The organism is Bacillota bacterium (genome assembly GCA_030019365.1).
Taxonomy (GTDB): domain Bacteria; phylum Bacillota; class Sulfobacillia; order JACIYH01; family JACIYH01; genus JACIYH01.
On record JASEFA010000001.1, the window covers coordinates 263,264 to 282,412 of the forward strand.

Below are 19,149 nucleotides of genomic sequence, written 5' to 3' on the forward strand. Positions count from 1 at the left end.
TACTTGCCTATGCTGCCAGGTCGGGGCGTCAGTCGCCCGATGGGGGCGGCCCGGGATGGGCGGCGAGTTTGCGTTCGAGACGCCGCAGGCGGTGAAGTAGCTCGGGCACAGATGCGCCCGACCCCGGTGAAGACCCCGGTGAAGGACTTGCATCCCCGCGGAGACTCCACGGTGGGGCAGGGCGTCCGCACCGGGTGTCCGGCGTGGAGCGAGGAACCCCCATACCGGGCGGGGAGGGGGCGGCGAGGGCGGCACGATGGCGGGCCGCTTCCAGGGCGCGCAGGGTACACTGCCGGGCAGCCTCGTGGTCGCGGACGACGTGCTCGTAATACTTGGCCAGCTCCACCAGTGGGCCCGGGTGGGCCAGGGCACCGTCTGGGGCCACGGCCCGCCAGATGCGCGCTGCCTCGTGGGGCTGGCCCAGGTGGCGGTAAATCCGGCCCAACTCTTCCCCGGCGCGGGTGGCCAGGACCGGGGGCAGGCCGGCCACGGCCTTCTCCCAGAGGGGCACGGCCTGGGGAGCGTGCCCGCGCGCCCACATCATGCGGGCCAGGCCGTACAGTTCTTCCGGCTCCGCCTCTTCGGCCTGCAACCAGGGGGCGAGCAGGCGGCAGGCCAGCACCACCAGGGAAAGCAGGTCGTGGCGGTTGTGGTCCAGGACGGGAGCGAGAGTGCGGGCGGGGGCACCGCGCAGGTAGGCCCGGTAGACTTCGGGGATCAACTCGCTGGGGATGTCGCCCTCCCGGGGGCAGCGCAGGATCTCCGACTCCAGGTGGGTCAGGCGGCAGGAGGCCAGGCGGGACCGGAACAGCCAGCGGGCTGGGAAGAGCAGGTCGGCGTGCACGGGATCGGGGGGTAGGGACTGCCGGGCCAGTACCACCCGGTCCCGGATGAGGGGCCAGTCGAAGGCCCGGCCGTTGAAGGAGACGATCCCCTGGCACCCCGCCAGGTCCCTGAGCACGGCCCAGATGAGGGCGGGCTCGGCGGCGGGGTCGGGAGCCAGGTACTGGCGCACCACCAGCGTGTCCTGCGCGAAGCGGGCCAGCCCGCACAGGAAGACGATGGTGCCCGGTCCCCCCTGCAGGCCCGTGGTCTCGGTATCGAGGAAGGCCCAGGCGGAGGGGGGCAGGGCCTGCGGGGGCTGGGCCAGGATGCCCAGGCCCTCCGGGGGCAGGTTCAGGAAGGACCCCAGGTCCAGGATGCCATGGCGGTGGGTGGCGGGGTAGAAGGTCTCCAGGAAGCAGGACGGGCCGGCCGGGGTTTCCTCACACTGCAGGCCCAGGTCGGCCACCGCCCGCCGCCGCCATCGCTCAACCGCGCCAGAGCCGGGGGTCCGGGCGGGTTCGGCGCCGGGGACGTGTGCGGGTTCGGCGCCGGGCACCTGCGCCGGGGCGGCGCGCTGGGCGCGTTCCTGGAACTGGCGGAACCTTTCCCAGAGGTCCACTCTCACTCGCCTCCGGAGCGGTCGAGGGCGCGTTCCAGCAGCAGGCGGGCGGTGGCGCGGGCGTCCTGCCCGGTCTGGGCGGCAGGGCCCACGCAGGAGGGGCATCCGTCCCGGCAGGGGCAGTCGCGCAGGGCCGCCAGGGCCGCGCCCAGGAGTTGCTCGTGCAGGTCGTACAGCTTCTCCGCCAGACCCACGCCGCCGGGATAGGCGTCGTACAGGTAGATGGTGGGGAGATCGGTGTGGGGCGAGCGCACGTGGGTGGCACTGCCCAGGTCGCGGCGGTCGCACAGCAGGAAGAGGGGCGCCACGTGGGCCAGCAGGTGGGCGATGCCAGCCAGCCCCGCCTCCAGCTGGGGCGGGGGTAGGTCGGCGGTGATCTCGGGGGCCAGGCTCACCCAGTAGGCGGTGGTGGGCAGCTCCTGCTCGGGGAGGTGGATGGGGCCCGAGCCTACGTTTTCGTGGGTGTGCAGCTTGATCTTCTTGAACATGGTGGCCAGCGCCCTCACCAGCACCTGGCCCACGCCCCGGGTGGCCGGGGCCGCCCCGGAGCGCCACTCCTCCAGGACCTTCACCTCCACCGCCAGGCTGGCGTCGGTGTAGTAGTCCACCTCCACCCGGCGCACGTAGGCCTTCTTGTTGGGGTAGTCGAGCTTCTCCACCTGGAACTGTTCGCCCCCGTGCATGTAGATGGCCTCTTCGTGGAGGAGCATGGGGGCGGAGAAGGCGTCCACCTCGCCGATCACCCGCGGAGAAGACCCGGTCTGGTCCACCACCACGAAGTTCTCCGCAGCCGCCGAACGCAGGCTGATTCCCTCGGCGGGGAAGGCGTCTGCCACCCAGAAGTAGCGGTCTCCCTGCCGGTGCAGGACGCCCTCCTCCTGCAGGAAGGCCAGCATGTCCGCCGTGGTGGGCACGCCGAACTGCTCCCCGGCGGCGAAGGGGAGCTCGAAGGCGGCGCACTTGAGGTGGGACATGAGGATGTACAGGTTGTCGGGGTTGATGAGGCCGTGCTCGGGGGACTGGCGGAAGAAGTATTCGGGATGGTTCACTATGTACTGATCGAGGGGGTTGGAGGAAGCCACCAGCACGGCCAGGGACAGCCCGGCGCGGCGGCCCGCGCGCCCTGCCTGCTGCCAGGTGCTGGCCACCGTGCCGGGGTACCCCACCATGACGCAGGCCTCCAGCTGTCCGATGTCGATGCCCAGCTCCAGGGCGTTGGTGGATACCACCGCCCGCACCTGTCCCTCGCGCAGACCCCGCTCGATGCGCCTTCTTTCCAGGGGGAGGTAGCCGCCCCGGTAGCCCTGGACGGCGTCGCGACCGGGGGCACGCTCGCGCAGGTAGCGGAGCAGCACCTCCACCGCCAGGCGGGCGCGGGCGAAGGTGATGGTCTGGATACCATGGTCCAGCAGCATCCTGGCCCAGGAGACGCCTTCCAGGAGGGAAGAACGCCTGATGCCCAGCTCCCGGTTCACCAGGGGCGGGTTGTAGAAGATGAAGTGCTTTTCGCCCGCGGGGGCGCCGTTGTCGTCCACCAGCACCACCTCGTCTTCGATGAGGTGCCGGGCCAGTTCCTCCGGGTTGGCGATGGTGGCCGAGCACAGGATGAACTGGGGACGGGCACCGTAGAACGCCGAGATGCGCTTCAGGCGCCGGATGACGTTGGCCAGGTGGCTCCCGAACACGCCCCGGAACTGGTGCATCTCGTCGATGACCACGAAGCGCAGGTTGGAGAACAGCTTGAGCCACTTGGTGTGGTGGGGGAGGATGCCGGTGTGGAGCATGTCGGGGTTGGTCACCACAATGTGACCCGCCGTGCGGATGGCCTGGCGGGCCGAGGTGGGGGTGTCGCCGTCGTACGTGTACGTGCGGATGTCCCGGCCCAGGAGGCCCACCAGGTCGTGGAGTTCGGCCAGCTGGTCCTGGGCCAGGGCCTTGGTGGGGAACAGGTACAGGGCACGGGCTTCGGGATCTTCCAAGAGGGTGCTGAGGACGGGCAGGTTATAGCAGAGGGTTTTCCCCGAGGCAGCCGGGGTGACCACGGCCACGTGGTGCCCCTGCCGGGCCGCCTCCAGGGCGCGGGCCTGGTGGGAGTAAAGCTGCCCGATACCCTTCTGTTCCAGAGCCTGGCGCAGGACCGGGGGCAAGGAGGGTGGAAAAGGAGCATAGCGCCCCGGCCGCGAGGGTAGCACCTTCCAGGCAGTGATGTTGGCCCGGGTGCGGGGCATACGTTCGATTTCTTCCAGGAGTTGAGCCAGGTTCAAGCCCTTCACCTGCCGTAGGAGAGGTGGTTGAGATGTCACCAAGCGAGCCCCGTGACACCGGCCCAGGCACCGGGAGTGCTCCCGGGGAGGTCCTCACCCTCCTCGCCGTTGCTCCCGGGGAGGCCCTGGATCTCCTCGCCATCGCACCCCACCCCGACGACGCCGAGATCGGGGCGGGCGCCACCCTGGCCCTGCATGCCGCCCGCGGGCACCGGGTGGGGGTCCTCGACCTCACCCGGGGCGAGCTGGGCACCAACGGCACCCCGGAGGAGCGGTTGCGGGAAGCCGGGGAGGCCGCCAGGGTACTCGGGCTGGCCTGGCGGGGGAACCTGGGGTTGCCCGACCGCGGCCTGGCGGTCCATCCGGGTGCGGTAGCACAGCTGGCCCGAACCATACGGCGTCTGCGTCCCCGGGTGGTGCTGCTGCCGTCTCCCACGGATGGCCACCCCGACCACCGCACGGCCACCGCCCTCGCCAGGGAGGCCGTCATGTCCGCGGGCCTGCCCAAATGGGACCCGGAGACGCTGGCTCATCGGGTGGAACGGGTCCTTTACTATTTCGTCGACCCGCCGGTGCATCCTTCCCTGCTGGTAGATGGGTCCGGTTACCTGGAAGTCAAGATGCGAGCCCTGCGCTGTCATGCCAGCCAGTTCCTGCCCGGACCAGGCCGAATGCCCACGGTCCTGAATGACGGGCACTACCTGGCCCGGGTGGAGCACCAGGCCCGCTACCTGGGTGCCTCCTGCGGTCGCCAGGACGCGGAAGCATTTTCCACGCCGGCACCGCCCGTATTGTCGAATCTCGTGACCTGGACGCTGCTGTCTGGTTAAGCGCCGGGCCCTCTGCAGAGATTACTGACGGAGCGGCCGCGTGCTTCACGAGTTGCGGCCGCCCGGAGGCAACCCGGTTGGACCGCAGGTGGAAGATCGGCATAGGGGGACTGATAGCCCTATTGGTGGCGGTGGCCCTGTACAGCGCCATCACCCCCCGGGCCTTACGGCGCCCGGTGCCCTTTGAGGTGGTGGGTTACGTTCACGACCCCGCCAGCGGGCTGGCCAGCGCCCGTGCGCATCCCGATCGGCTGACGGCCCTTTCTCCCCTCTGGTATTCGGTGGGTCCTGACGGGGGGCTGGTCGATGCCCGGCCCGACCCCGCCCTGCGGGAGCTGGCCCGGGCTCAGGGCATCTCTCTGGTGGTCCTCATCAACAACCAGAAGGTGGGGGACAACTCCCAGGCCCTGCGCAGCGATGCCAGCCGCCGGCGCATGGTGAAGGAGATCACCGACCTGGTGACCAGGGAAGGATACCAGGGTGTCAACCTCGACTTTCAGCAGATTAAACCCGAAGTGAGAGACGAGCTGACCGCCGTGGTCCGGGACCTTGCCCGCAGCCTGCATGCCAGGGGGAAGATCCTGGCCCTGTCCCTGATCCCGCCCGTGGATGTTCCTCCCGAGGTCACCGGCGTGTATGATTACCGCGCCCTGGGTCAGGCGGCCGACTACGTGGTGGTGTTCGGATACGACCGGCACAATCCCTCCACCGATCCTGGCCCCATCGCCCCGCGGGAGTGGGTGGAGGCCAACATCAAGAAAGTCGTGAGCCTGGTGCCGGCCCGCAAGGTAGTGCTGGGAGTGGGGGTATACGGGTACGACTGGGCCCTGCCGCGCTTGACCACCAGGGACGTGACCCCGCTGGCGGTGCCGGATGCCCGCGAACTGGCGCGCCGGCACGGAGTGCAACCCCGGGTGCAGCCCGGAGGCCAGGCGACGTTCACCTACGTCAAGGACGGGCGCAGTCACGAGGTGTGGTTCCAGGATGCTACCAACCTGAAGGATAAGCTGGATCTGGCCCGCCGCTACAACCTCCGGGGTGTGGCCATCTGGCGCCTGGGGTTCGAGGAACCCGCCCACTGGGCCCAGTTGCCCCGGCGGCGCTAGCCGGCCCCGGTCCTGGGAAGCTGAACCACGGGCCCCGAATCGGTTGGTCGTGTGAACCGCCGGTGTCTTTCGTCGCGCCCTCGCCCCCCGCGCCCCTGCGTTGCGCGGGCGCGCAGTGAAAAGGGCGTGCACTTGCGGTAAAATCCTGTGGGATGGATGAGTCACAGGGTCGGCTGCGGGTGTGCGTTGTCTCGCTGGGTTGTGCCAAGAACCTGGTCGACTCCGAGTCGATGGTAGCCCTGCTGGAGAAGGCCGGGTTCACGCTGGTAACGGACCCGGGCCGGGCGGACGCCGTGGTGGTGAACACCTGCGGTTTTATTGCCCCGGCCAGGGAAGAGTCCCTTTCCGTGATCCGGGACCTGCGCCGGAATGGCCCGGGGCGAGTGCTGGTGGCCGCGGGGTGCCTGGCCCAGCGGGCATCGGCCGACCTGGTCGGGGAGGCTGTCGATGCCGTGGTGGGCACCGGGGAGCTGGAGAGGCTGCCCGAGGTGCTGGAGCGATGCCTGCGCGCCCGTGCCGCCGCCGATGGGGTGGGCGCGGCAGCTGCGACCGGCGCTGCCGTCGTGGCTTCGACCTCCGGTGTGGCCGCCGGCGGGGTGTGGGTGGGTAGGCCGGAGGTCCCCCTCGGGTTACCCCGCCGTCTCTCCACGGGGGCGACCGCGTACCTGAAGATCGCCGAGGGGTGCGACCGGCGCTGCACCTTTTGCATCATCCCCCGTCTGCGGGGGCGCTACCGCAGCCGCCCCGTCGAGGATCTGGTGAAAGAGACCCGCGATCTGGTGGAGCGGGGCGCCTGCGAGCTGGTGCTGGTGGCCGAGGACACCTCCCGGTACGGCCGGGATATCTACGGCCGGGCTGCCCTTCCCCGTCTGCTGGAGGAACTGGCGGAGGTGGAGGGGGTGGCCTGGATTCGGGTGCTCTACGCCTACCCTTCGGGTTTCCCCCTGGAGGTGGCCCGGCTGATGTCGCCAGGGGGTAAGGTGATGCCTTACCTCGACCTGCCGCTGCAGCACGTAAGCGACCGCATGCTCACCCGCATGGGCCGACCCTACCGTGGGGCGCAGGTGCGCCGGCTCCTCGACCGCCTGAGGGAGACGGCCCCCGATATCGTGCTCCGCTCCACCTTCCTGGTGGGTTTTCCCGGGGAAACAGAAGAGGACTTCGGCCAGTTGCTGCGGTTTCTGGAAGAGTACCGCCTGGACCGGGCCGGGTTCTTCCCCTTCTACCCCGAACCGGAAGCGCCGGCAGCAGCGTTCCCGGATCAGATCCCCGGCGATGTGAAGGAGCGGAGACTGCGGGCGGCAGAGCGCGCGCAGCAGGTAGTGGCGGTGCGCGCCAACCGCCGGCTGGTCGGCAGAGAAGTGGACGTGCTGGTGGAGGCTCGGGGGAAAGCGCGCACGCTGGAGCCCGGCCGCGATGGGCGGGCCGGGAGCCTCCCGGTGGCGGTGGGACGGTGGTGGGGGCAGGCTCCCGAGGCGGACGGCCAGGTGCACGTCCTCGGGTGCGACACGCCCCCAGGGCGGTTCGTGTTCGCCCGGGTGGTGAAAGTGCGCGGGTACGACCTGGTGGCAGTTCCCTCCAGAACCCCTACTCACCTCGCCTGAGAGTATGCCTGCGCGGTGAGGGCGCGGTTATCCGGAGGTTCCATTGTGGGATTAAATTGCCACGGGCTGTGGCAAGGCATCTTCAGAGGCATGTGCTATAATACTCGTTGACGTAATATAAGTTACGTCTTCAATGCCGGGGACGGCACCATACGGTCAGGTCCCATGGGAGAGGGGCGTGCGAGCAGGTGGCATGCGAACACGCCGCACAAGGGGAGCCAGGTTGACCCGGGAAGCTTTGCCAGGGGGTGCGACAGAGTGGCAGGCCACGTCAGGCGGGCGCTGATAGCCGCCGTGGCGGCAGCGTTTACCTTCGCCGTGCTGTGGTGGGCGGCGGTCGGCCTGGGCTGGGTACGCCAGGACCGCCCGGTCGCGCGCCTGCTGGCGGCGCGTCCTGACCTGGTTTCCCACCGGCTGACCTGGTCGGGGGACATGCTCCAGGTGGAGGTGCTCCCTGCGCCCGGAGTTGACCTGCCCGAGTTTTATGCTTCCCTGCACCGCCAGCTACAGGAGGCCCTCGGCAACCGCCCCTTCGCGCTGCGGGTTGAGGACCGCCGGGATGCGACGCTGCAGGAGGCCATGCGGGTGATGCGCCTGTACATCGAGGAGGCCCTGGTGAGCGGCCGCTTCTCCTGGGCGAACGACACGGTGCGGGAGATCGCGGCCCGCCAGGGACTGGAGTGGGCTCGCATGGGAGTGGATGCAGGCTATGTGTACGTTGAGCTCCGTCACGGTACGGCATATCTCTACGAAGTGATCCCACGTTTCAAGACCCCCTGACGTGGCCCGCCCGCTTCGGCGGGATGCGCTCGGCCAGACACCTTCGGCGGGAGAGGTTCCACGGGAAGGCGGGCGGCGGGAGAGGCTCGGCCGGAAACGGAGGAATGGGGCAGGTGCGTAAGAAGGAACTGCTGCAGTACGCGGCGCTGGGAGCAGGGGCGGGAGCGGTGGCCTACCTGGCCACCCGGGATGTCAACCTGTTTCCGGTGGTGGTGCTGGGCGGCCTGCTCTACTTCCTCATTTACTCCACGGGTGCGGGAAAGGCGCTGGGACGCCGTTTCGTGCTGCACCTTTCCGAAGGGATGTGCCCCCGGGTGACCTTTGACGACGTGGGGGGACAGGGGTCGGCCAAGAAGGAGCTTCTGGAGGCCCTGGAACTGGTCAACCGGCCCGACCGGGCGCGACGCCTGGGCATCCGCCCCATCAAGGGTATCCTGCTGGCCGGCCCGCCCGGCACCGGCAAGACTCTGCTGGCCAAAGCCGCTGCCAACTTCACCGGCTCCATCTTCCTGGCCACCTCCGGTTCGGAGTTCATCGAGGTCTACGCCGGCGTGGGCGCCCAGCGGGTGCGGGAGCTGTTCCGGCGGGCCCGCGACCAGGCGCGCCGGGCCGGGAAGAAGAGCGCGGTGGTGTTCATCGACGAGCTGGAGGTGCTGGGAGGAAAGCGGGGCCGCTACTCCGCTCACCTGGAGTACGATCAAACCCTGAATCAGCTCCTGGTCGAAATGGATGGACTTTCCGTAGAGGACGAGGTACGCATCCTGCTCATCGGGGCCACCAACCGCCCCGACCTGCTGGACCCGGCCCTCCTGCGACCCGGTCGCTTCGACCGGGTGGTGCGCGTTGACCTGCCCGATCGCGAGGGCCGGCTCCAGATCCTCAAGGTACACACCCGGGGCAAGCCCCTGGCGGCTGACGTGAGCCTGCAGGCCATTGCCCGCGAGACCATGGGGTTTTCGGGAGCGCACCTGGAAAGCCTGGCCAATGAAGCGGCCATCCTGGCCATGCGCGAAGGTTCCGGGCAGGTGGAACAGAGGCACCTGCGGGAAGCCATCGACAAGGTGATGATGGGGGAAAAGGTGGACCGCAAGCCCCGCCACCAGGAGCTTTTCCGGGTGGCGGTGCACGAGGCCGGCCACGCGGTGGTGAGCGAGCTGGTCACCCCGGGGTCCATTTCCTCCCTCACCATCTCGCCCCGCGGCAGTGCCCTGGGGTATGTGCGGCAGGCCCCCCAGGATGACTTTTACCTCTATTCCCGCAGCGAGCTGGAGGACCAGATCTGCGTGCTCCTGGCCGGTGCGGTGGCCGAAGAGCTGGTGCTGGGCGAGCCCAGCACGGGGGCGGCCAACGACTACGACGGGGCCTGCCAGGCCGCCCGCCGCATGGTATATGCGGGCCTCTCCGCCCTGGGGGCGGTTGACCCCGACCTGGTAGCGGGCGACTCGGTGCAGCGGGCCATGTCCGACATCATGACCCGGCAGAGGCAGCGCGCCCAGGAGCTGCTGGGGCCCAGGACCGAAGCCGTCCGCCGCCTGGCGGAACGGGTACTGGAGCGCGAAACTCTGGCCGGAGAGGAGATCCGGGCCGTCCTCGGCTTCGGAGCGCACGCCCGGACCAAACCTGCCGTACACAGGGTGCGCCTGGTGCGACCCGCTCCCATGCGACCCGCTCCCCTGCGGCCCGCCGCCGCCATCCCATCGGCGGTGCAAAGCCGCCCGGGGTCCCCCGGCCATCGGCAGGCTGCCGGGCCAGCCCGGTTTCCCCGCGGAGCAGGAATCCGGTGGGGGGGACAGAATTATCCTGCCGGGGTGAAGAAGCCGGTTTGATCGCGGAAATAGTGGCTGTGGGGACGGAGATCCTGCTGGGCGACATCGTCAACACCAATGCCCGGTTCCTGAGCCAGCGCCTGGCCGCCCTGGGCGTGGACGTCTACTACCAGGTAGCGGTGGGGGACAACCGGGACCGCATGGCGGCTGCCTTCCGGCAGGCGCTGGGGCGCGCCCACCTGGTGGTGGTGAGCGGGGGACTGGGCCCTACCGAGGACGACCTGAGCAAAGAGGTGATGGCCCAGGTCCTGGGGCGGCCTCTGGATTTCGACCCGGGAGTGATGGCGGGGATCGAGGACTTCTTCCGCCGCCGGGGCAGGCCCCTGACCCCGAACGCGCGCAAGCAGGCCCTGGTCCCGCGAGGGGCGCGGGTGCTGGAGAATCCCGTGGGGACGGCCCCCGGTCTCTTCCTGGAGGAAGCGGGGAGCCTGGTGGTGCTCCTGCCCGGACCGCCCGGAGAGCTGGTTCCCATCTGGGAGCGGCAGGTGGAGCCCTTGCTGCGCGAGCGGGGAGCCGGTACGCAGGTGATCCTCAGCCGCACCATCAAGGTTTGTGCCATGGGGGAGGCGGGGGTGGCCCATCTGGTGCGGGACCTGTTCGCGTCGGCCAACCCCACGGTGGCCCCCTACGCCAAGCCGGGTGAGGTGCACCTGCGGGTGACGGCGAAAGCTGCGGACGCCGCTGCGGCCCGAGAGCTCATCGCCCCCCTGGAAGATGAGGTCCGGCGCCGCCTGGGGTGGCGCGTGTTCGGGGCCGACGGGGAGACTCTGGCTCACGCCGCCGGCGAGAGGCTGGCAGCGGCCGGTCTCACCCTGGCGGTGGCGGAGAGTTGCACGGGGGGCATGCTGGGCGCCCGTATTACCTCGGTGCCGGGATCGTCGCGCTACTTCCTGGGTGGGATCATCTCGTACGCCAACGAGGTGAAGGAGTCCCAGCTGGGGGTATCCGCCGGGGTGATCCGGGAGCACGGGGCCGTCTCCGAGCAGGTGGCGGGCGCCATGGCGGAAGGGGTGCGGGATCGCCTGGGTGCCTCCCTGGCCCTGGCCATCTCGGGAGTGGCCGGGCCGGGTGGGGGCAGGCCGGGCAAGCCGGTGGGTACGGTGTGCTTTGCTCTGGCGCGACCGGAGGGCACTTTCACCTGGTCGGATTCTCTGCGGGGTGATCGGGAAGAGGTACGCGAGCGAGCCTGCCAGATTGCCCTCACCACCCTCTATCGCTATCTGGCCACCGGCAGCCCCGAGGGGGAATAGGTTTGCGGCTTTTCGTGGCGGTGGAGTTGCCCCCTTCTTTGCGGCGCGCTCTGGGCGAACTGGTGCGCCACCTGGCGGAATCCCGGGCCGACGTCAAGTGGGTGGAGGAAGAGAACTTCCACCTCACCCTCAAGTTCCTGGGAGAGGTGGACCCGGCCCGCCTTGCCGAGCTGGCGGAGGCCTTGGCCCGGGCGGCCGGGGAAATGAAGCCATTCACCTTCGAGGCTGCCGGCACAGGCGCGTTCCCGTCCCCCGGGCGAGCGCGGGTGGTGTGGGTGGGGGTGGGCCGCGGGGCAGGAGAGCTGGGCCGGCTGGCTGCCGCAGTAGACTCCCAGCTCGCGGACCTGGGTTTTGCCCCCGAGAGCAGGCCCTTTTCGCCCCACCTCACCGTGGGCCGGGTGCGCTCACCCCGCGGGGCGACCGACCTGGCCAGAGCGCTCGAGCAGGCTTCCTTCCCCGCCCGGGAGGTTGCCGTGGAAGAAATCGTGCTGTTCCAGAGCGCGCTCGGGCGCTCCGGTCCGGTATACACTCCCCTGGGGCGCCACCGGCTGGGCTAGCGAGCCGCCAGGCGGGCCGCGCCTGGTGGTTGGACAGGAGGCCCGCAGCGCACGAGGGGCTCGCCGGGGTGAGGCCGGGTCGGGGCGGTGGCCGGGGATGATGTCGGGCCGGGGTGGTGCTTGTCCCGGCGGCGAGCAGGATGATATACTCAGCGGAGGAAGCGGCTCCCGACCAGAAAGGAGGGGACCGCATGGATAGAGAAAAGGCCCTGGAGATGGCCCTTTCCCAGATCGAAAGGCAGTTCGGGAAAGGGTCCGTCATGCGTTTGGGAGAGGCGTCGGCCCGCATGCAGGTGGACGTGATCCCCACCGGATCCCTCGCCCTGGACATCGCCCTGGGGATCGGGGGGATCCCACGAGGGCGGGTGGTGGAGATTTACGGCCCGGAGGCGTCGGGCAAGACCACCGTGGCGCTCCACATCATCAGCGAAACCCAGAGGATGGGGGGAGTGGCCGCCTTCATCGACGCCGAGCACGCCCTGGATCCGGTGTACGCCCGCCGGGTGGGGGTGGACGTGGACAACCTCCTCATCTCCCAGCCGGACACCGGTGAGCAGGCCCTGGAGATCGCCGAGGCGCTGGTGCGCAGCGGTGCCGTCGACGTGGTGGTGGTGGACTCGGTGGCGGCTCTGGTGCCGCGGGCGGAGCTGGAAGGTGAGATGGGCGATTCGCACGTGGGTCTGCAGGCCCGGCTCATGTCCCAGGCCCTGCGCAAGCTGGCCGGCGCCATCTCGAAAACCCGCTGCGTGGCCGTCTTCATCAACCAGTTGCGCGAGAAAGTGGGGGTAATGTTCGGGAATCCCGAGGTGACCCCCGGGGGCCGGGCCCTCAAGTTCTATGCCTCCATTCGCCTGGAGGTGCGCAAGCAGGAGTCCATCAAGCACGGGACGGAAGTGGTGGGCTCGCGCACCCGCGTCAAGGTGGTGAAGAACAAGCTCGCTCCCCCCTTCCGGCAGGCCGACTTCGACATCATCTACGGCGAGGGGATCTCGCGCGAGGGCAGCATCCTGGACGTGGGCGTGGATATGGGCGTTCTACAGAAGGTGGGTACCTGGTACGCCTTCGGTGACGTGCGCCTGGGACAGGGTAGGGAGAACGCCCGTGACTACCTTCGCTCCCACCCGGAGACGGCGACGGAGGTAGAGCGCAAGGCGCGGGAAGCCCTCAGCCTGGGCGCGGTGAAGACGGCAGCCGCCAGTGATGACGAGGCCTGACCGCGCCGCCCGCAGGGGAGCGGGCGGGGGCTCGCAGATCGATGCCGCGCGGGAGTACGCCTTGCGGCTGCTCGAGCGTCCCCGCACCGAGTACCAGGTCAGGATGGCCCTGGCCCGGCGGGGATTCGACGGGGCCGTACAGGACGAGGTGGTGGGCCGCCTGCGGGGGCTGGGACTGCTGGATGATGTGGCGTACGCTCGGGCCTACATAGAAGAGACGCTGGTACGTCGGCCCATGGGCAGGAGGGCCCTGGCGGTCGCCCTGGCCCGGCGCGGGGTGAGCAGGGAACACGTCCGGCTGGCCCTCGCCCAGGTGGAGGAGAGCATGAGGATGGATGTGGGGGCGGATGCGGGTCCCGCGGGCCGCGAGGGGGAGCCGGACGCAGGTGCCGCGGGCCCGGAGGGGGAGCCGGGAGACCTGGAAGAGGTGGCTGCCCGGCGGGCGGGACAGGCCTGGTTGCGGCGCAACCGGCACCGTCCCGACGCCTGCCGCCTGCAGGGCTACCTCATGAGGCGCGGGTTCGGTAGGGAGCTGGCGGTGCGCACGGTGAGAGAACTGCTGGGCGAGGAGAGTGACGATGCGTTTCCTGGTGGTGGCTGACACCCACCTCCGCGGCACTTCTCCCCAGGGCCGGCGGGACGACTTCTTCGCCACCTGCCGCGCCAAACTGGAGGAAGTGGTGAACCTGGCGGAGGACCTGGGGGTGAGCGCCCTCCTGCACCTGGGGGACGTGTTCGACCGCCCCGACCTGGCTCCCGGCGTGGCACGGGAATTCATGCTTGTCCTGCGCCGCTGCCGGGTGCCCGTGTACGGCATCGTCGGCAACCACGATGTTTACGGTCACAACCCGGACAGCCTCCCCCGCACCCTGCTCGGGCTGGTGGAGGCACTGGGTGGGCTGCGGCTCCTGCGGTGCGGCGAGGTGGAGCTGCTGGGAGGTCCGGGGCAGTTGAAGGTGCAGCTCACCGGGGCCCCCTTCCAGCACGACATCGACAGCAGGGACGGGGCGGACTACGTGGTCAGCAGGGATGCCCGCGCGGACGTGGCCATCCACATGGCTCACGGCATGCTTCTCGAGAAACCCTGGGTGTCCGGGATGGACTATACGCTCATCGAACGGGTGGCACCGCGCACCGGTGCCGATCTCACCCTGGTGGGGCACTACCACCTGGGGTACTCCCGGCTTCCCCTCGAGCCCGTACCGGGGCGCCTCTTCGTCAACCCCGGTGCCATGGTGCGCCTGGAAGCCAGCCTGGCGGAGATTGCCCGTCACCCGCAGGTGGTGCTGGTGGAAGTGGAGGGGAGTGGCATCTCGGTGCGCGGCATCCCTCTGCGGAGCGCGCTCCCGGGGGATGAGGTGCTGGACCGTTCGCTCATCGAAGCGGCCGCCTACCGGGATACCCAGCTGGCCGACTTCATCCAGCGGGTGAAAGGGGCCTGGGACGGGCGCCGCCTGTTTGACCTGGAGGACATGGTGGCCGCCATCGCCGGCGGCGAAGGATACCCGGAGGAAGTGAAGAGGGAGGCGCTGCAGCGGGTGGGGATGGCTCGGGAACGCCTGGCGGGGAGGAGCGGGAGGGAAAGGTGAGGTACATAGCCAGTCTGGAGCTGGAGAACTTCCAGTGCCACGCCCGCACCCTGCTCACCTTCAGCCCGGGGCTGAACGTGATCGTGGGCCCCTCCGACCAGGGCAAGACCGCCATCATCAGGGGCCTGCGCTGGGTGCTGTACAACGAGCCGCGTGGGAGCGACTTCGTGCGCGTGGGTGCCGAGTCCTGCCGTGTAACCGTCACCTTCGACGACGGCACCCGTATCAGCCGGGAGAAAGGGCCCCGCACCAACCGCTACCTTATCGAGAAGGATGGGGAAAGACGTGAGTTCAACTCGGTCAACGCGACCGTGGAGAGCGAGGTCTGCGCCGCCCACGGCATGGCACCCCTTGCCCTCGATGAAGACCGGGAGCTGAGGCTCAATCTGGGTGGCCAACTGGAAGCTCCCTTCCTCCTGGAGGAGCCGGGTGCGCTGCGGGCTAAGGCAGTGAGCCAGATCGTGGGCGTCCACATAATCGACGCTGCCATCCGGGACGTGCTGGCGGACGAGGGGCGGGCCGCCCGCGAGGAAGCCGATCTCGGCAGGGATATCGCAGTCTGGGAGGAAAAGCTGGCCCGGTACGACGACCTGCCCGCCCACGAGCAGGCGTTGCAGCAGGCGGAAGCGGTGCTGGCCCGGGCGCGGGGGCAGCGGGAGCGGGCGGAGCGGTTGTTCGACCTGAAGAAGAGCTGGGAACGCGCCCGGGAGGATGCGGAGAGGCTGAGCCGGCTGGTGCACCTCCTGGGGGGCCTGCCCCAGGCGGAAGACCTGGCGGGGCGGGCAGGGGCGCTGGTGGATCGGTACGGTCGCCTGCGCCAGCTGTCGCTGCGGTGGCGCGAGAGCGGCTCTCGCAAGGCCCACTGGGAGCGGGTGGCGGCCGGCCTGGCGGGGGCGCCCCGGGCCGAGGGCCTGCTCGAGAGGGCGGCAGAGCTGCAATCCCGGTGGCAGAGGCTGCGGGAGGTACGGTCCCGCCTCGCCCAGGTCCGGGAGCGGATCGGGAAAGCCGTGGCCGGGCGGGACCGGGCCCGCTACCAGGAGAGAGAGGTGGGGACCCGGTACGGCGAACTGCTGGTGCGCCTGGGCAGGTGTCCCACCTGCGGGGCCGCCATCAAGCCGGACCAGGTTCCCGCCATCCTGGCGGAAATATGCGGAGGGGGGCGGTAGCTTGAGCCTGGAGAGTGACCTGGCCCTGCTGAAGCAACAGCTTCAGCAGGCCAGGACGGTGAAAGCGCGGGCGGAGGGGCAGCTTGAGGCTCTGGAGCAGGATAGGCAGCGCATCCTGGCGGAGATGGGAGAGCTGGGAGTGACGCCCGATACCATCGACGGCGAGGTGGCCCGGCTGGAGAAGGACATCGCCGGCCTCCTGGAACAGGCCCGGCGCCTCATCCCGCGAGAGCTCCTGGGCGGCCCGGGGCCGGCGGGGGCATGACGGGAGACGATCCGTGGTGATGGCGGCGGAGCAAGAAATACAGGACATGGCCGGCCGGGCCCGGAAGGCCCTGGAGCAACGCAGGGGCCAGCAGCGGCAGGTGGAGGAGGAACTGGCTCGCCTGCGGCAGAGTCTGGCCGACAGGCAAAGGCGGCGGGAGCTGTACGGCCAGGTGGCTGCCCTGCTGCGCACGGTAGCGGAACGGGCCCGGGAGGATGCCCGCGAGCAGGTGGAGATCCTGGTAACCGACGCCCTGCGCTACGTGTTCGGACCTCACCTGGAGTTCCAGGTGCTGACCGAGCAGCGGGCGGGCAGGTCTGAGGCGGACTTCTACGTGGTGTCCAGCTACGGGAGTCACCGGGTGCAGAACAGGCCCCAGGATGCCCGCGGGGGTGGGGTGGTGGACGTGGTCTCCCTGGCTCTGCGCGCGGCCCTGCTCCTCCTGGCGCGGCCTCCCCTGGCGGGTCCGGTAGTGCTGGACGAGCCGGCCAAGCATGTTTCGGAGGAGTACATCGCCCGCGTGGCTTCGTTCCTCAAGGAAACCAGTTCGTCTTTTGGACGGCAGGTGATCATGATAACCCACAACCAGCACCTGGCCCATACGGGAGACAAGGCATACCTGGTGGAAATGAAGGATGGCATCTCGCAGGTCCGGGAGCTGGCCGTATCCTTGACTTAGGGAAGGAAAATAGCTAGAATTCCTACGGATGGGAGCGCAGAGTACCGCTGTTTATCGATAAAGCTTCGGACATCCCGTGTCCGCAGGGACGGACGCATCGATAGGCACGTGGTAATCTGGCCGGAAGCTTCCGGCTTTTGTGTATGTGCCCAGAGGGGAGGTGACGGTGATCAACTGGTACACCGTCCTCGCGATGGTGGTTTCTCTGGTGGCGGGCCTGTTCACGGGGTATTTCGTCCGGCGGGTCATGGCCGAGGCGAAGATAGGGTCGGCGGAAACACAGGCCAAACGCGTCCTGGAAGAGGCGGTCGAGCAGGGGGAGGCCAGGAAGAAGGAGCTCCTCCTGGAGGCCAAAGAGGAAGTCCACCGTTTGCGGTCGGAGTTCGAGCGCGAAACCCGGGAGCGGAGGGTGGAGCTGCAGCGCATGGAGCGCCGGCTCATGTCCAGAGAGGAACAACTGGACCGCAAGCTGGACAACCTGGAGCGGCGCGAGGAGACCCTGGCAGCCCGGGAAAAGGAGCTGGCGACTGCCCAGAAAGAGCTGGCGGCCCTGCAGGCCCGGCAACGTGAGGAACTGGAGAGGATTTGCGGGATCACGGCCGAAGAGGCCCGGCAAATCCTGCTCAAGAGTGTGGAAGAGGAAGTCCGGCACGAAGCGGCCCTGCTCATCCGGCAGGTGGAGCAGGAAGCCAGGGATGAGGCGGAGAAGCGGGCCCGGGAAGTGGTGTCCCTGGCCATCCAGCGCTGCGCCGCCGACCACGTGGCGGAAACCACCGTATCGGTTGTGGAGCTGCCCAACGAGGAGATGAAGGGACGGATCATCGGGAGGGAGGGCCGCAATATCAGGACTCTGGAGACGCTCACCGGGATCGACCTCATCATCGACGATACCCCGGAGGCCGTCATCCTTTCCGGATTCGATCCCGTGCGGCGCGAGGTGGCCCGCGTGGCCCTGGAGAGGCTGGTGGCCGACGGCCGCATCCATCCGGCACGCATTGAGGAGATGGTGGAGAAGGCCCAGAGGGAAGTGGAAACCCGCATCCGGGAAGAGGGCGAACAGGCCGCCCTGGAGGTGGGCGTGCACGGGGTTCATCCCGAGCTGATCAAGCTCCTGGGCCGGCTGAAGTTCCGCTCTTCGTACGGGCAGAATGTCCTGCGGCATTCCCTGGAAGTAGCCCACCTGGCGAGCGTGATGGCGGCCGAGCTGGGCGTGGACGTGCAGGTGGCCAGGCGGGCCGGGCTGCTTCATGACGTGGGTAAAGCCATAGACCACCAGATGGAAGGTTCTCACACGGCCATCGGGGTGAACCTGCTGCGCAAGTACCGGGAATCGCCGGAAGTGACCCACGCGGTGGAGTGCCACCATGGCGATGTGGAGCCGCACACGGTGGAGGCGGTGCTGGTGGCGGCCGCTGATGCCATCTCCGCCGCCCGGCCCGGAGCGCGCAGGGAGACCCTGGAAGCCTATGTGAAGCGCCTGCAGAAGCTGGAGGAAATCGCGGATTCCTTCGAAGGGGTGGACAAGGCCTACGCCATCCAGGCCGGCCGGGAAGTGCGCATTATCGTACAGCCCGAGAAGGTTGACGACCTGGGGGCCGTGCGCCTGGCCCGCGACATGGTGAAGAAGATCGAGAGCGAGCTGGAATATCCCGGCCAGGTCAAGGTAATCGTGATCCGGGAAACCAGGGCCGTGGATTATGCCAGGTGAGAGCGGGGGGCCGCAAGGCCCCCCTTCTCCTTGGGGAAGGGAGCATACATACGGGTGCAGATACTGTTCGTGGGGGACGTGGTGGGGAAGCCGGGCCGGCAGTTGCTGGCCCAGCTTCTTCCATCTTACCTGGAGAAGGAGCAACTGGATCTGGTGGTGGTGAACGGAGAAAACGCGGCCGGCGGGCTGGGCGTCACCCCCGAGGTGGCGGCGGAACTGTTTGCCATGGGGGTGGACGTGCTCACCAGCGGCAACCACCTCTGGGACAAGAAAGAGGTGATGCCCTTCCTGGACAGGGAAGAGCGTCTCCTCCGCCCCCTCAACTGGCCGGGTGACCCGCCCGGCCGGGGATCCCTGGTGCTGCAGGGCCGGTCAGGCATCCCGGTGGCGGTGGTGTGTGCCATGGGGAGGGTTTTCGCCCCCGTTCTGCTCGACTGCCCTTTCCGTAGCCTGGCCCGCGAGGCGGAGGGCCTGCGGGCGCACACCCCGGTGATCCTGGTGGACTTCCACGCGGAGGCCACTTCCGAGAAGGTGGCCATGGGGTGGTTCCTGGATGGCCGGGTGAGCGCCGTCATCGGTACCCACACCCACGTGCAGACGGCGGACGAGGTGGTACTGCCGGGCGGGACGGCATACATCACCGATGCGGGGATGACCGGCCCCTGGCAGTCGGTGATCGGCATGCGCACTGAGACCATCGTACAGCGTTTTCTGGACCAGCTACCCAGCCGCTTCGACGTGGCCCGGGGACCGCGTCAGTTCAATGCCGTGTGCGTCGACGTGGACGAAGGGTCCGGTCGCGCCCGGTCAATCCGTCGCATCTGGTGGCGCGAAGGCAGCTCCACTGCGGACGCCGATGATTCATGA

At 69.0% G+C, this 19,149-nt stretch carries 17 protein-coding genes; 15 read left to right on the top strand and 2 right to left on the bottom strand.

Annotated elements, in window-relative coordinates; genetic code table 11:
* Positions 1-28: 28 nt before the first annotated feature.
* Together QME70_01175 and QME70_01180 are read right to left on the bottom strand one after the other, a co-directional pair.
* Positions 29-1,444, bottom strand: a complete 1,416-nt coding sequence (locus tag QME70_01175; GenBank protein ID MDI6893220.1) for a ribonuclease H-like domain-containing protein — start codon at positions 1,442-1,444, stop codon at positions 29-31.
* Between the two features lie 2 nt (positions 1,445-1,446).
* Positions 1,447-3,672 carry a DEAD/DEAH box helicase gene (locus tag QME70_01180; GenBank protein MDI6893221.1) on the bottom strand — a complete coding sequence of 742 codons (2,226 nt, stop codon included), beginning with the start codon at positions 3,670-3,672 and terminating at the stop codon, positions 1,447-1,449.
* A gap of 68 nt (positions 3,673-3,740) precedes the next feature.
* Here QME70_01180 and bshB1 point away from each other — a divergent pair, with 68 nt between their 5' ends.
* From bshB1 to QME70_01255, 15 genes are all read left to right on the top strand, one after another.
* The gene (bshB1, locus tag QME70_01185; GenBank protein MDI6893222.1) at positions 3,741-4,538 is read left to right on the top strand and encodes a bacillithiol biosynthesis deacetylase BshB1; all 798 of its coding nucleotides are present in this window, start codon (positions 3,741-3,743) and stop codon (positions 4,536-4,538) included.
* Positions 4,539-4,615: 77 nt separating this feature from the next.
* Positions 4,616-5,644: a glycosyl hydrolase family 18 protein gene (locus tag QME70_01190; protein MDI6893223.1), complete on the top strand. Its 1,029-nt coding sequence runs from the start codon at positions 4,616-4,618 to the stop codon at positions 5,642-5,644.
* Positions 5,645-5,796: 152 nt separating this feature from the next.
* Complete coding sequence (rimO, locus tag QME70_01195; GenBank protein MDI6893224.1) at positions 5,797-7,248, top strand: 30S ribosomal protein S12 methylthiotransferase RimO; 1,452 nt, start codon at positions 5,797-5,799, stop codon at positions 7,246-7,248.
* Between the two features lie 258 nt (positions 7,249-7,506).
* Positions 7,507-8,028: a hypothetical protein gene (locus QME70_01200; protein ID MDI6893225.1), complete on the top strand. Its 522-nt coding sequence runs from the start codon at positions 7,507-7,509 to the stop codon at positions 8,026-8,028.
* A gap of 113 nt (positions 8,029-8,141) precedes the next feature.
* Positions 8,142-9,854, top strand: a complete 1,713-nt coding sequence (locus QME70_01205; protein ID MDI6893226.1) for an AAA family ATPase — start codon at positions 8,142-8,144, stop codon at positions 9,852-9,854.
* On the top strand, positions 9,851-11,104 hold the full coding sequence (locus QME70_01210) for a competence/damage-inducible protein A (protein ID MDI6893227.1): 1,254 nt from the start codon (positions 9,851-9,853) through the stop codon (positions 11,102-11,104). The genes QME70_01205 and QME70_01210 overlap by 4 nt, the downstream gene beginning before the upstream one ends.
* Before the next feature lie 2 nt (positions 11,105-11,106).
* Positions 11,107-11,661, top strand: a complete 555-nt coding sequence (gene thpR / locus QME70_01215; GenBank protein MDI6893228.1) for an RNA 2',3'-cyclic phosphodiesterase — start codon at positions 11,107-11,109, stop codon at positions 11,659-11,661.
* Positions 11,662-11,852: 191 nt separating this feature from the next.
* Positions 11,853-12,875, top strand: coding sequence for a recombinase RecA (gene recA, locus QME70_01220; GenBank protein ID MDI6893229.1), 1,023 nt, complete (start codon positions 11,853-11,855; stop codon positions 12,873-12,875).
* Positions 12,862-13,476 carry a regulatory protein RecX gene (locus tag QME70_01225; GenBank protein MDI6893230.1) on the top strand — a complete coding sequence of 205 codons (615 nt, stop codon included), beginning with the start codon at positions 12,862-12,864 and terminating at the stop codon, positions 13,474-13,476. The genes recA and QME70_01225 overlap by 14 nt, the downstream gene beginning before the upstream one ends.
* Positions 13,454-14,464: a metallophosphoesterase gene (locus tag QME70_01230; GenBank protein MDI6893231.1), complete on the top strand. Its 1,011-nt coding sequence runs from the start codon at positions 13,454-13,456 to the stop codon at positions 14,462-14,464. The genes QME70_01225 and QME70_01230 overlap by 23 nt, the downstream gene beginning before the upstream one ends.
* Positions 14,461-15,630, top strand: a complete 1,170-nt coding sequence (locus QME70_01235; GenBank protein MDI6893232.1) for an AAA family ATPase — start codon at positions 14,461-14,463, stop codon at positions 15,628-15,630. Before QME70_01230 ends, QME70_01235 begins: the two co-directional genes overlap by 4 nt.
* 1 nt (position 15,631) lies before the next feature.
* On the top strand, positions 15,632-15,895 hold the full coding sequence (locus QME70_01240) for a hypothetical protein (protein ID MDI6893233.1): 264 nt from the start codon (positions 15,632-15,634) through the stop codon (positions 15,893-15,895).
* A gap of 19 nt (positions 15,896-15,914) precedes the next feature.
* Positions 15,915-16,574, top strand: coding sequence for an ATP-binding protein (locus QME70_01245; protein MDI6893234.1), 660 nt, complete (start codon positions 15,915-15,917; stop codon positions 16,572-16,574).
* A 193-nt stretch (positions 16,575-16,767) separates the two neighbouring features.
* Positions 16,768-18,282, top strand: coding sequence for a ribonuclease Y (gene rny / locus QME70_01250; protein MDI6893235.1), 1,515 nt, complete (start codon positions 16,768-16,770; stop codon positions 18,280-18,282).
* A 54-nt stretch (positions 18,283-18,336) separates the two neighbouring features.
* Positions 18,337-19,149, top strand: coding sequence for a TIGR00282 family metallophosphoesterase (locus QME70_01255; protein MDI6893236.1), 813 nt, complete (start codon positions 18,337-18,339; stop codon positions 19,147-19,149).

What these genes read in the sequence shown, in the direction of transcription:
- QME70_01225 (MDI6893230.1), top strand. Translation starts at nt 12,862, where the DNA reads ATGACGAGGCCTGACCGCGCCGCCCGCAGGGGAGCGGGCGGGGGCTCG.
- QME70_01245 (MDI6893234.1), top strand. Translation starts at nt 15,915, where the DNA reads ATGGCGGCGGAGCAAGAAATACAGGACATGGCCGGCCGGGCCCGGAAG.
- rny (MDI6893235.1), top strand. Translation starts at nt 16,768, where the DNA reads ATGGTGGTTTCTCTGGTGGCGGGCCTGTTCACGGGGTATTTCGTCCGG.
- QME70_01180 (MDI6893221.1), bottom strand. Translation starts at nt 3,672, where the DNA reads ATGCCCCGCACCCGGGCCAACATCACTGCCTGGAAGGTGCTACCCTCG.
- rimO (MDI6893224.1), top strand. Translation starts at nt 5,797, where the DNA reads ATGGATGAGTCACAGGGTCGGCTGCGGGTGTGCGTTGTCTCGCTGGGT.
- recA (MDI6893229.1), top strand. Translation starts at nt 11,853, where the DNA reads ATGGATAGAGAAAAGGCCCTGGAGATGGCCCTTTCCCAGATCGAAAGG.
- bshB1 (MDI6893222.1), top strand. Translation starts at nt 3,741, where the DNA reads ATGTCACCAAGCGAGCCCCGTGACACCGGCCCAGGCACCGGGAGTGCT.
- QME70_01230 (MDI6893231.1), top strand. Translation starts at nt 13,454, where the DNA reads ATGCGTTTCCTGGTGGTGGCTGACACCCACCTCCGCGGCACTTCTCCC.